The sequence below is a fragment of the Paenibacillus sp. sptzw28 genome (assembly GCF_019550795.1).
GTDB lineage: Bacteria > Bacillota > Bacilli > Paenibacillales > Paenibacillaceae > Paenibacillus_Z.
In genome coordinates, this window is record NZ_CP080545.1 from 4,707,634 (window position 1) to 4,720,319 (window position 12,686).

At 54.8% G+C, this 12,686-nt stretch carries 12 protein-coding genes; 3 read left to right on the top strand and 9 right to left on the bottom strand.

The window, feature by feature from the left end; genetic code table 11:
• Nucleotides 1-340 precede the first annotated feature (340 nt).
• Nucleotides 341-1,189 carry a DUF92 domain-containing protein gene (locus tag KZ483_RS21540; RefSeq protein ID WP_220349578.1) on the bottom strand — a complete coding sequence of 283 codons (849 nt, stop codon included), beginning with the start codon at nt 1,187-1,189 and terminating at the stop codon, nt 341-343.
• Nucleotides 1,190-1,353: 164 nt separating this feature from the next.
• Between KZ483_RS21540 and KZ483_RS21545 the strand changes: the two genes are divergently transcribed.
• Nucleotides 1,354-2,532 carry an HD domain-containing phosphohydrolase gene (locus KZ483_RS21545; protein ID WP_258881368.1) on the top strand — a complete coding sequence of 393 codons (1,179 nt, stop codon included), beginning with the start codon at nt 1,354-1,356 and terminating at the stop codon, nt 2,530-2,532.
• Nucleotides 2,533-2,667: 135 nt separating this feature from the next.
• On the opposite strand, the gene KZ483_RS21550 is transcribed toward KZ483_RS21545, so the two are convergent.
• The 5 genes from KZ483_RS21550 to fni all read right to left on the bottom strand — a co-directional run bounded on the left by KZ483_RS21550 (nt 2,668) and on the right by fni (nt 7,962).
• On the bottom strand, nt 2,668-3,408 hold the full coding sequence (locus KZ483_RS21550) for a glycerophosphodiester phosphodiesterase (protein WP_220349580.1): 741 nt from the start codon (nt 3,406-3,408) through the stop codon (nt 2,668-2,670).
• A gap of 5 nt (nt 3,409-3,413) precedes the next feature.
• A complete protein-coding gene (locus tag KZ483_RS21555) occupies nt 3,414-4,772 on the bottom strand; it encodes a CapA family protein (RefSeq protein WP_220349581.1) in 1,359 nt (452 codons plus the stop codon).
• Nucleotides 4,773-4,877: 105 nt separating this feature from the next.
• Entirely contained in the window at nt 4,878-5,861 is a 984-nt protein-coding gene (locus KZ483_RS21560; RefSeq protein ID WP_220349582.1) for an MBL fold metallo-hydrolase, read from the bottom strand.
• Nucleotides 5,858-6,610: a class I SAM-dependent methyltransferase gene (locus tag KZ483_RS21565; RefSeq protein ID WP_258881369.1), complete on the bottom strand. Its 753-nt coding sequence runs from the start codon at nt 6,608-6,610 to the stop codon at nt 5,858-5,860. The genes KZ483_RS21560 and KZ483_RS21565 overlap by 4 nt, the downstream gene beginning before the upstream one ends.
• 275 nt (nt 6,611-6,885) lie before the next feature.
• A complete protein-coding gene (fni, locus tag KZ483_RS21570; RefSeq protein WP_220349583.1) occupies nt 6,886-7,962 on the bottom strand; it encodes a type 2 isopentenyl-diphosphate Delta-isomerase in 1,077 nt (358 codons plus the stop codon).
• Nucleotides 7,963-8,354: 392 nt separating this feature from the next.
• Here fni and nagB point away from each other — a divergent pair, with 392 nt between their 5' ends.
• Nucleotides 8,355-9,077 (top strand): glucosamine-6-phosphate deaminase, encoded by a 723-nt coding sequence (gene nagB / locus KZ483_RS21575; RefSeq protein WP_220349584.1) that lies wholly within the window; start codon nt 8,355-8,357, stop codon nt 9,075-9,077.
• A gap of 3 nt (nt 9,078-9,080) precedes the next feature.
• Nucleotides 9,081-10,277: an N-acetylglucosamine-6-phosphate deacetylase gene (gene nagA / locus KZ483_RS21580; RefSeq protein ID WP_220349585.1), complete on the top strand. Its 1,197-nt coding sequence runs from the start codon at nt 9,081-9,083 to the stop codon at nt 10,275-10,277.
• Between the two features lie 116 nt (nt 10,278-10,393).
• Here the strand turns inward: nagA and KZ483_RS21585 are convergent, their stop codons facing one another.
• Genes KZ483_RS21585 through KZ483_RS21595 form a run of 3 tightly spaced genes read right to left on the bottom strand, consistent with a single transcriptional unit; the run spans nt 10,394 to nt 12,624 of the window.
• Nucleotides 10,394-11,203 carry a DeoR/GlpR family DNA-binding transcription regulator gene (locus KZ483_RS21585; protein ID WP_220349586.1) on the bottom strand — a complete coding sequence of 270 codons (810 nt, stop codon included), beginning with the start codon at nt 11,201-11,203 and terminating at the stop codon, nt 10,394-10,396.
• Nucleotides 11,204-12,160, bottom strand: a complete 957-nt coding sequence (locus KZ483_RS21590) for a sugar kinase (protein WP_220349587.1) — start codon at nt 12,158-12,160, stop codon at nt 11,204-11,206.
• A gap of 44 nt (nt 12,161-12,204) precedes the next feature.
• Complete coding sequence (locus KZ483_RS21595) at nt 12,205-12,624, bottom strand: hypothetical protein (protein WP_220349588.1); 420 nt, start codon at nt 12,622-12,624, stop codon at nt 12,205-12,207.
• Between the last annotated feature and the right edge of the window lie 62 nt (nt 12,625-12,686).

Sequence of the window (12,686 nt, forward strand, 5' to 3'; positions counted from 1 at the left end):
TTCAATTGCGGTCATTCTCCTTTCCGTTCGCTCTTACTTTCGCACTGGATCTATCAATCTTTTACAGCTTAGCCATTATGATGTTTTGCCTATATCAGAGTTAGAATACTAGTGGATGAATGCGCTGTCAACCTAATAATGTAAATTAATTAATAAAGATCTAAATAAGCGGCATTCCTCTGCCGGGCTTAACGAAATTAGTAAATCGGCATTGCTCGTGCGGCTGAATGAGAAATGACAAAATCGCGCATTAAAGATGCAAATTTTTCATCCGGGGGGGCGGAGTTCCGTGAATGGCAGGTGAAAGGTGAATGAAGCACCGCGTCGGAAGCGGGACGGGCTAGCTCAGAGCGGTACCGATGCCCCAGGCGAGAAAGCCCGCTGCCGCGGAAGAGGCGAGGTTGACCGCGTCATTGGTCATCCAGACAAAGCCGCGTATCCGGCGGGCAGCCTCGCCGCAATGGCTGGCGCGCTCCGTCTCGCTGCCGCATACCCGGCAGCGGTACATGGTTTGTACGGTAGCGCCGAGCCAGGAGTCCACGAAGGCGCCGGCTATACCGGCCGCTGCAGCCGTGGCGAACAGCGCGCCCGGCGCAGCCTCCGCGGGCGCGTTCGCAAGGGGCGGCGACGCCAGCAGCGCCACGGCTGCGCCGATAGACGCCGCGCCTGCCAGCGCAGCGGCGCTGCCAAGCGAGGTGACGCCGCCGCTCGTGCCCGGCGGAACGGACCGGCCGCTGAGCAAAGACCGCGGTGCCGTGCGGCTGAGCGCGCCGATCTCGGTCGCCCAGGTGTCCGCATTTACAGCTGCCATTACGCCGGCAAAAGCATAAAGCCATCCATCGCCGGGCCACAGCGCGTGCGCGGCGCATAGCCCAAGACCGATTCCGCCGTTGGCCCATACTTGACCGGCGTCACGCCTGCCGCCCTTAGCGTAATTAGCTTCGGCGTCCCGTTTGAACCGATGCCGCCGCTTAAACCTGGACCATGCGGTCGATGAAGCAAAAAAGACAATAAGCGCGCCGAACCACGCCGGCCCGCCGAACATTACATAGCCGGTTCCCATTGCAACCGCCGACCAGGCTCCGGAAGCCGTCAGCGAGCGCATATTGAAGGCCAATAAAGCGATCGCGCCGCTGCCCACGAGGCCAACAGCAAGACGCAGCCACCATTCTTCAATCCATCCAACCATTGCAAGACCTCCAACACGGTATTGTACATATTTCCATTCAAAGTGTTCACATTAGCAGGATTCCCGCAAGCCTGCGTAGAAAGTGATTATGTCGAAAGAACGTGAAAGTTGACGAAGTACCGCAACCATTTGTCTTCCACTACGCAGTCAAGGAGTGTCGTTCTTTGATTAACGAGCCTAGCGATACAGCTTACCCGGAAAATTCCTGTAATGAGCGTACGCCGGACCAGCTTCTTCGTATTATTTTCGATTATACCGCGAAAATCGCGAATGAGCGCAGCCTAGGCAGCGTTCTTCTATTAATGGCTAATATGGGCCGGGAAATGATTCTGGCTGACCGGTGTACGGTGTGGCTGATCGACCGCGCTCGCGGGGAGTTGTTCACAACGGTCGCCCATGGCGTTGACGAAATTCGGATCCCGCTAGGTTCCGGTATCGTCGGACACTCGATCGCAACGGGTCAGCCGCTGTTGATCGAAGATGCATACAATGATCCCCGGCATAATGCCGAGAACGACCGGCGCACCGGCTATCGTACGAAATCGATTATCACTGTGCCGTTCGTCGGTAACGACGGCAGCAACATAGGAGCCTACCAAGCCGTAAATAAGCTTACCCCGAACGGGGTCTTCACCACACATGAACTGGAGCAGCTGCAGCTTGCCGCTTCCTATGCGGGCAAGTCGCTCGAATCCGTCATGCTGCATGAAGAAATCATGGCCACACAGCGCGAAATCATATTTGCGATGGGCGAGATCGGGGAAAGCCGGTCCAAAGAAACCGGCCATCATGTCAAACGTGTCGCGGAATACTCCTTCGTGCTGGCGCTCGGCTGCGGACTTAGCGCCGATGAAGCGGAGCTGCTCAAGATGGTATCGCCGATGCACGATATCGGGAAGGTCGCTATCCCCGATGCCGTACTTCAAAAACCGGGAAAACTTACGGCTGAAGAATTCGCTCTTATGAAACGGCATACGGAAATCGGATACAATTTGCTCAAATCTTCAGGCCGCGAGCTGTTGAAAATGGCCGCCGTCGTTGCTCATCAGCATCATGAAAAATGGAACGGCACCGGCTATCCGCAAGGACTTAGCGGCGAGGATATCCATCTGTACGGACGAATCACAGCGATCGCGGATGTTTTTGACGCGCTTGGGAGCGACCGCGCTTACAAGAAAGCATGGGAGCTGGACCGAATTCTCCAGCTGTTTGACGAAGAGCGGGGACGCCATTTCGATCCTCGCCTTGTGGACATTTTCATGGAGCAGCTGCCTAAATTGCTGGAGATACGCGACCGTTACCGCGACTTCGAAAGCAACGAACGCGAAACCGGCCGTCACTAAGGCGAGGGCCGGTTTTTTTATGTAAAGAGCGTGTATGAGGTTCTTACGCAAACCGTTCCTGTGTGTATGGAACGGGACGGAGCGGAGCATTATGTTTCTGAACGGACGGCTGACGCGTTCCAGGAACCGATCATACTATCTTTTGCTCGTTTCGAGAAGCAGCTGGCCGTAGCGGTCGGGATAATTCGTGCAAATCATAAGAGACGGATCGATCGACGCCAGCTTTTTCATCGTGGCGATATCGTTAACGGTCCAAGCCATTACCGTTATCTCTCTGCTCTTCATCGCCGCCATAAGAGCATGCGTAATCCGTTTGTGCGCGATAGACAGAAAAGAAGCTCCAAGCGCAAACAAATCGGATACCAGCGACTGCGGGGCTGCATCAATTATAAGGCCGGTAGTGACTTCCGGCGAAAGCTCTCTTACTTTTCGCAGCGCCTCCGTGTCGAACGACGTAATTACCGCATCCCGCTCCAGTCCTTTGGCGTAGAGCAGCTCCACGACCCGCCTTTCCATACCGGGATACCGGCCGCCATACGTTTTGAGCTCAATGTTAAGCCTGCATCGACCGACAGTTGCATCAAGAACCTGCTCAAGCAACGGCAGGCTCTCTCCCGCGAACGATTTTGAAAACCATCTGCCGGCGTCCAGCCGCGACAACTGCGATGTCGTAAAATCGGCCACTCGACCCGCAGCGCTTGTTGTGCGGTTTAGCGTATCGTCATGGATCACCACCGGTACGCCGTTCCGCGACAATTGAACGTCAAGCTCAATCCACTGCACAAAAGGAAAAGACATTGCCGCGTTAAAAGCGCTCATCGTGTTTTCCGGAGCCAGGCCGGACGCCCCACGGTGGGCTACACACGGGTTAAACATGCGGATCACTGCTCCTTCGGTTTAATATAACCATCCTCATCGATCGTCGCGTTGATGGAGAGACCGGATAGTCTATGAAGCAGCGCTGCCGCTTGTTCGCCTTGAAGAGGGGCAGGCTGGGACAGAGCAGCCCGCATCGGATGAAATTGAAGCGAGCAGCTGCCTTCTCCCGTGCATACGGCATCCAACACGCCGGTGTCCTTCGTTTTATCCGTTTTTGTAACATTAAAAATATAATTGCCCAGGCTGTATGAAATCCACTTGCCTTTATACATTTCGAAGCCTTGCAGCACGTGAGGGTGGCTGCCGATAACCAAATCCGCTCCGGCATCGATATATTCATGCGCTAGCCGCTTCTGGTCCGCGTTTGGCGTATCCGACTTTTCAATTCCCCAGTGCACCATAACAACCACGATATTCGCCAGCTTCTTCGCCTCCCGGATTGCTTTAAGCGCCCGGGTCGAATCATAAGTTTCGGCTAGTCCGGGGCGGTTTTTATCGGCCTTCCAGGAAGCTACCGGAACGACCCTTGTCAGTCCGATGTATGCAACGCTGACGCCGTTCGATTCGAGCACCGCAGGTTTAAATGCTTCGGCGTCGTCGTTTCCGGCCCCCATATTGGAAATTCCCGCTTCGTCAAGATGGCCGATCGTATCAAGCAAGCCGTCCACACCTTGATCCAATGTATGGTTATTTGCCAGATTCACGATATCGAACCCCGCGTTTTTCAATGCGGGGAGAGATTTCGGCGAGCCCTTAAACACATAGCTTTTGTTTGCCGCCGGCAAGCCGCGCTCCGTAATCGGCGTCTCCAGGTTTCCCGCCATTATATCCGGCTTGGTCAGAAAAGGAAGCGACTTCTTGTACGGATAATCGTAACCGTTTTTCTCCATCAGATTCTCAACGGATGATGCAAGCAAAATATCGCCGACAAAGGACAGGGTCACTTTACCGCCGTTTCCGCCGCTCTCTTCTCTCCCGTCGTGGGACGTCTTCACTGCCGAACCTCCGGGGGCTTGCCCTTCAGGGACTCCGCTTCCGCCGCTTCCCGCGCCGGAAGCAGCCGGGTCAGAGCCTGCAGACGCTCCATTACCGGAGCCCTCTGAACCGGAATTATTGCGCCCTTTGCCCGCAGACGCTCCAGACTCGCCTGTTCCAGGGGAAGTATTCCCCGCTATCTGCCGATTGGCGTCCCCAGAACCGGGGTCCGCTCGCCCGTCGCCGCTCTGTCTCATGCTGAAATAGACCGCGGCCAGTACGCAAATGATAATCAGCATAGCGAGGTTAAAAAAAAGCAAACGCCGGATACGGCGGGACTTTCGTTTCTTATTGTGCTGGCGCGATTCCGAGCGCGATACGTACATGCAGTCAAGCTCCTTTAGGCAGGCTGTAAATTAGAAATAAAGCCCGACCAATCTCACTTATTATACCAGTATTTACAGATGTCCGGTATGAGGCTTCTTTAATAATTACGCTTCATAAACAACGATTCCGTCTTTTATTTGACTTACAGCTTCCCGCTTCCGTTCCAAATAAACCAAATGCGCAAGCGTCTCGGACATTGCGAAGCGCAAATTATGTGTATTTCCGGCAATCCGGGAGCCGAACAGCCTCTCGCACATCTGATAACCGGTGCATGGCGCTTCTTTAAGGAAGCGCACCATTTCTTTCAGCCTCCGTTCGTGGTGCTCCAGCAGCTCATCAATCCGGGCCTCGAAACGAGTGAACGGATTCCGGTGCCCGGGAAAAGCCATCGCCACATCGAACGTCCGCAGATGACCGAGACTGCTCTTATACTGCTGCAGCGGATCACTGTCTTCTCCCGGAACAATGCTGATATTGGGCGTAATATCCGGAAGCACCTGATCACCGCAAATCATCCATCTGCGTTCGGGCGAGTAGAAACAGAGCTGTCCGCGCGCATGCCCGGGCGCATCAATGGTTTCCCAATCGAATCCCCCCATACGGATCGTCTGACCGGCGGTCATCCAAGTGACTTCCGGCTGAGGGGATACCCTCTCGACAAAGCTTTCGAGATGAGGCCCGATCTGTTCAGTAATGGACAAGGGCATTCCGTTCTGCGCATAAAGCTCCGATAATTCCGAAGTGAAGGACCGCTCCTCCCCCCATAACCGTACCGCATACGAGTAAGAGGGCTCAGACATCATAACCGGAGCGCCGGTGAGATGCTGGAACCAGCCGGAAAGACCGTAATGGTCGGGATGCTGGTGCGTTAATACTATCGTATGGATATCCGTAAAGCCGATACCCCTCTCTTCTAATATGAACTTCCACACTGCAACCGCCTCCGGCGTATGAAGTCCCGGATCGATCAAGCTGTACCCGCGCTCATCCGGAAGCAGATAGCTGTTCACCCATTTCAATGAAAAAGGCAAAGGCACTTTCACCTGCACGATACCGTCCGACCAATTCGTTGTTGTCGATTCCGTCAAAACGATACCCTCCCCGCCATGATCATACGCGGCGATTCCATTTCGTTATATGTACATCCCTCGTAATCTCCATATACGCTATCAAGCGTCAGCCCCGCCTCCGCCAACGCGCCGGCGAACCATTCGAGCGGAAATAACCGTACTCGCTCTTCATAGCTTCGGACCGCATCACGATCGCCAGGAGAGCCTATTGTGATTTGTTTGACAACCCATCCGTCCATAATAGTTCTGTTCTCTTCTATTTGAAGACCCGTTTGCGCGTCAACCCGCACTGAATGGGGAACAAGATGACGCTTCACATAAGCCGGGTTAAGAAAATCGATTAAAAATTTCCCATCCGCGCGCAGCACACGTCGGATTTCCTTAAGCACACGGCGGTTATCCGATTCGTCCTCGAAGTAGCCGAATGATGTAAATAAATTTACGGTCGCGCGAAACCTTCCGTTCTCGAAAGGGAGGGCTCGCATATCCCCTTGTATCAACGCCTCAATCCGCTCCTCGATATTACACTCGCGCGCTTTCTCCAGCAGCGCTTCGGACAAGTCGATTCCCGTTACCTTGAACCCGAGTCTGGCCAAAGCGAGCGCATGGCGCCCCATCCCGCAGCCGATATCGAGCACCTCGGCCGAATCCGGAAGCTCCAGCCATCCAGCCATCTTCTGAACCTCGCGATCCGCCTGCTCCCAATCCCTGTGGCGGTACACAATCATATAATCGGATCCGAAGCTCCGTTCAAACCACGCTGACAACTGAATTCCCCCCAGCTCTATCTTGTTATCCTCACAGCTCCGTTATTGAAATGATTTTGCTGCCTTATATTGTACTGCACCTTGCGCCTCGCTGGCAAAGCATGCATCGCAATTGCAATGCTGCTCCCGGTCCGGTGCGGACGATCACTCGGAGAAAGCAGCGACAACGTAATGAGAGACTGCAGGCTGCTTCATAATAAAAGGGGGACTGTATAGGCCGGGCGGCAAACGGAGAGGCGGAAATAGCCGTACCGGGCGGCTCGGCTGCCGCCGGATCAGCGCATCATCAGACGGTCGGTACCGCGCAGCTGCGACAGCGTTGCGGCTCCGATTCCGAACATTGCCGTTCGAAGCTCGAACTCGATACGTTCCAACTGATTGTACAGGGTTTCCGGTCCCGCTTGCCCGTCTTCGCTGGCTGCAGCGCCGGCGAGCAGCGAACGCCCGAAGCCCGCGATGTCAGCTCCGAGCGCGATTGCCTTCGCAGCATCGACGCCGGTGTTCAGCCCGCCGCTCGCAATAATACACGTCTGAGGCAGGCGCACCCGCACCTCGCGCACGCATTCGGCGGTCGGTATGCCCCAGTCAGCGAAAGCGGCTGCAGCGGCTGCGCGAAGCGGATCCCGCGAGCGGTGCTTCTCGACCTGGCTCCAGGACGTACCGCCCGCTCCGGCCACGTCGATGAACGAGACGCCTGCATCTGCAAGCCGGGCGGCTGTCTCGGCATCAATGCCCCAGCCTACATCTTTGATCCCGACTGGAACTCCGATTTGCCTGCATACTTCCCCGATCCGTTCGAGCAGCCCCCGGAAATTTGTATCGCCTTCTGCCTGAAAGACCTCCTGAAGGCTGTTCAGATGCAGCACAAGCGCGTTTGCTTCGGCCAACTCAACCGCGCGCCGGCATTGATCCACTCCATAGCCGTAATTCAGCTGTACGGCGCCAAGGTTGGCGATCAGCGGAATAGTAGGCGCCTCCCTGCGAACACGGAATGTTCCGGCAAGCTGTTCATTCTCGATAACCGCACGCATCGACCCCAGGCCCATCGCCCACCCCCGCGCCTCCGCGGCTTCAGCCAATCGGCTGTTGATACTGCCCGCTTCCTCCGTTCCGCCGGTCATGGAGCTGATGAGCAGAGGCGCCCGCAGCGGCAGCCCAAGAAACGGGCCGCTTATATCCACGTCATTAAACGCGATTTCAGGGAGTGCGCAATGGCGGAACCGGTAATACTGAAAACCTGTTTCAATTCCCAAGCTTTGAACAGGCTCCTCGAGGCAAATACGGATATGCTCGCTCTTGCGGCGAACCGTTTGCCCGCTGCTCTCCGGTCCCGAACCCTTATTTTCCGTCATATTTCGACTCCCCTAGACATTATTTGTTTAATCCATTCTTACATAATGCTCACCCCGGGAGCAAGTCGAGCAGGCGGGCGCAGCGCTATCGCCTGCGAAGCTTAAACGGTCTCTTTAGTCGAACGCAAGATCATCATCCATTATGATGATTCCATGTTCTCCTGAAATATTTGATTGTATCAATCATTATTATGATTTTTTGAATCATTTTAATTGTCATAATTATCGTAATGCCTTACAATTAAATCATTAGGATAGCGAGATGTTTCCATACCACGTATCTCGCTTTTGATGCTTAAACAGGATAATTCGGCTCGGAGAATCCGACTGTCGTTTTGAAGTATGTTTTTTGCTCCTTCAACACAATAAAAACACCTGGGAGGCCGTTTCGGATGGAGATAAAACGTTTTGATACCGCAGCAGAGCTCGACATTTACGCTGCGCAGCTGTTTTCGGACCTATTAGAGCATAAACCGGATGCTGTACTTGGTCTGGCGACAGGCTCGACACCGGTCGGTATTTATGAAAAAATGATAGAGATGCATCGGTCGGGAAAGATGACTTTCCGTGATGCAGCCACCTTTAACCTTGACGAATATGTCGGCCTTGCGCCAAGCCATGATCAAAGCTATGCCCGATTTATGAAGCAGCATCTGTTCAATGATATCGATTTGCCGGCTGGCCGTGCCCATTTGCCGGACGGAATGGCTCATAATCTTCAGGCTGAGTGCCTCGGATACGACCGGATGCTGGCAGCAAATCCGATTGACATGCAGCTGCTCGGTCTCGGTCATAACGGGCACATCGGCTTTAACGAGCCGGACAATGCGCTTCAAGCCGGCACTCATATTGTAGAGCTGAAAGCCGCGACGCGGGAAGCGAATGCGCGATTCTTCGACTCGCTCGATCAAGTGCCGACGAGGGCTATTACGATGGGCGTAGGCTCGATTTTGAAGGCGCAAAATATACTGCTGGTCGTTAAAGGCGCGGATAAGGCGGAAATTGTGAAGCAGTCCTTAACCGGGCCGATTACCACCGAATGTCCCGCATCGCTGCTGCAAACCCACGCAAGAGTCATCGTGCTTCTCGATCGAGAGGCTGGGAGGTTGTTGTAATTTATGAACCCTTTGATTGACAAATGGCGCCTCGATAACGTAAAAATTGTCCTTGACAGCGGCCTCGTGGAAGGCAGCGTAGTTGTTGAGAACGGCGTTATCGCCGCGGTTGTGCAAAAGAAAGCCGGTCTTGTCCATGATACAGGCGGGAACGGCGGAATAACAATTATTGACGGCGCCGGCGGCATACTGCTGCCCGGTTTTATCGACGTCCATGTACACGGCGGATACGGCGCCGATTTCATGGATGCATCCAAACCTGCGTTCGATACGATAACCCGCTTTCACGCATCAAAAGGGACGACAACCATGCTCGCTACGACGGTAACCGCTTCACGCGAGGCGATTGAAGCCGTTCTTGAAGCCGCTGCGGAATACATGCGTAGCGATATGCCTTACGCAGCACTCGCCGGCGTTCACCTTGAAGGCCCATTCATCAGTGAGCTGTGGCCGGGCGCACAGAATCCCGCTTATATATCGCCGCCCAGAATGGATTGGGTCGACAAATGGGTATCCCTTCATCCCGGAATAATCAAACAATTGACCCTTGCTCCTGAGAAGGAAGGCGCTCTGGAGCTAATCAAGCAGCTCGCCCGGCAGGGAATAGTCGCTGCATGCGGTCATACTGACGCCGTATATGCCGATATCATGAAAGCGGCCGATGCCGGCCTATCACAAGCTGTGCATACCTATAATGCCATGCGCGGTCTTCATCACCGCGAGCCGGGTACGGTCGGCGCGGTCTTGACGGACGCCCGCATCTATGCCGAAATTATTGCGGACGGGCACCACGTTCATCCTGCCGCCGTTAGACTGCTTGCCGCATCCAAGCCCGCCGACAAATTGATCCTGATTACCGACGCTATTGCGGCAGCAGGCCTGGGAGACGGCGAATACGATTTGGGCGGGCTCACCGTCGACGTGCGGGCCAGCATCGCCCGGCTGCGCGAAGGCGGCAGTCTTGCAGGAAGTACGCTTACAATGATTGATGCCTTCCGCTTTATGCTGGAGCACACCAATTTAACTGTATCGCAGGTGAGCCGAATTGCCAGCGCCAATCCGGCAAGGCAGCTTGGACTGCAGCAGCGCACAGGCAGCATTGCAATCGGTAAACAAGCCGACCTTGTCCTGGCATCCGAATCATTCACTTCAGTACTTCGCACCTGGGTCGGAGGCAGGCAGGTCTACGCTGCGGATTGATTAAGTCACGCATGAAGCTTCCAGAAAAACCAGAAAGCTTCCAAATCCTTACTTCGGATTTGGAAGCTTTCTTTGCACGGGAATGATATTTTTAAATTCGGCCCATCTCGCTGTGCTTATTCCATGTGTTCCACTGCGGAGCCGTCTTCAGCGAGGAAGACGCTGATGCCGTGCGCCTCCGCCGCCGCCGAAAGCTGCTGTGGAAGCGGCATATCGGTTATAAAGCCCTGCAGCACCGAAAGCGGAGCGATTGAGAACAGCGATGTGCGGCCGATTTTCGTATGATCGAACATTGCATAAGTTGCCTGCGAGCGGCCAATCATCGCCTTGGCTATGTGCGCTTCCTGCTCGGAATAGGTCGTGATGCCGCCGGTTGAGGAGACACCGTCAACGCCGAGAAACATTTTTCCGATATTGAGCTGACCGACCATGCCCTCGCCGAGCGGTCCGCACAGCTCGAAGCTGTTATGGCGCATCATACCGCCGGTGACCACCACTTGAATGTCGCTTCCGGCAAGCTCCATCGCGACATTCACGGCATTGGTGACGACCGTTATGCCCCGCCGCGTTTTAAGAAGCTTGGCGAGATAATAGTTGGTAGTGCCCCCGGATAGGCCGACCACGTCACCCTCGTCGATTAATCCTACAGCGGCCGCGGCAATCCGTTCCTTCTCGAGAAACGACAGCCCTTCCTTCTCGGCAAACGGAAGCTCGCGAACGGCATTCATACCGTCGTACATCGCGCCGCCGATTGTTCTGATGACCGGCTCCGATTTCTCCATGATCTCCAAATCGCGCCTGGCAGTGGCCTCCGAAACCCCAAACCGTTCAACCAGCTCTTGAATGCTGATACGACCCTGCCTTTTCAGAAGGTTCAACATCTGCTCTCGGCGCCGCTGACCTTTCGACGATTGGGTGTCCGCCATTTACCGTTCCACCCAACCTTTGTCCGACAAACGCCGTTCGACGGCCGTCCAATCGGGAAGCGCCTCCCAGTCCCCGCGCATTTGGACTACGAGGGAACCGTTGATGCTGCCGAGACGAACCGCTTCGACCGCGCTCATCCCTTTCAATAGACCGGCCAGGAATCCTGCGCAAAAGCCGTCGCCGGCTCCAACCGTATCCACGACTTGCTCCGCCGGATAAAACGGTACCTCGGTCGTTTTCCCGTTCTCAATGACGATCGTCTTATCCTCGACGCCCTTCACGATACTTACAGCCTGCAATCGGTCCAGCTTGGCTTTCACCTGGTTAAAATCATCCGTTTCATATAGCAGCTTGAGCTCGTCCCAGCCGGGCAAAAAATAATCCGCCTGTTCGGCCAGCGGCAGTACAACGCGGCGAGCTTCCTCGATCGACCACAGCTTGAGCCGAAGGTTAGGATCGAAGCTGACCTTGACACCAGCCTTTTTCGCTGCAGCGATGGCCGCTGTAATCGTCTCCCGGCAGCTGTCGCTCAGTGCGGGCGTAATCCCGGTCACGTGGAGAAGCTTACAGCCGCTTATGTATTCCAGATCAAGGTGCTCCGGACGCATCCGGCTGGCCGCAGAATGCTTACGGTAGTAATGAACCGCCAGCTTGCCGGCAACCGCTTCCCGGAACATCAGTCCCGTCTGCTCGCCTTGTACAAGCTTTGACCGCGACACGTCCACGCCTTCGCCGCGAATGCGTTTTAGAATTGCGCGACCGAAAGGATCGTCGCCCAGCGCGCCGAACCAGCCCACCGAGCATCCGAGCCTCGCGGCGCCGATCGCAACGTTGCTCTCTGCCCCGCCGAAGCTTTGCTCCAATGAAGCGGCGCCTTCAAGTCCGCGGTACTCCTGCGGCATGAAGAGCGCCATCGTTTCACCGAAGGTTAATAAATCCGGTGTTTCCTTCGTCAACGGTTTCGCCCCCAAGATTTAGATGCTTCAACTGTACATTCTTGTTAAAACGGAAATGCCATGAAGTAAATAATGACCAGATAAATAATCAATATAACGATACTCAGAGTCCGCGCTTTCGCAATATGAGACGATGCGCTTTGGCCGGATTGAATATCGACGGCAATTCGCTTAAGAGGCTTCGTGACAATACCGCCAAGTGCCGCAATGGCCAGGAACAACACAATTACCAGAACCATCCAAAGGACTTGATATTCGCCTTGCGAAATCAAGTAACCGCCGGTAAGAAACTGCAGAACGAGAAAATATTGTGTGATCCGGTTAGCGGATACGAGACCTTCCGCAAGCCCTGCTTGCCCGGCGCCGTCAAGCTTTGAAGCCCGCCCGACCAAGACCGGCAGTACGATGTAGAAACCCATGCCTACCGCGCCGATCAAGTGCAAAAACAACATAATTCCTGACATTTTGGCATCCTCCTGCAATTCATGTGTAATCCGTGCAGAAGAAACGGCTTACGCTCGCACGA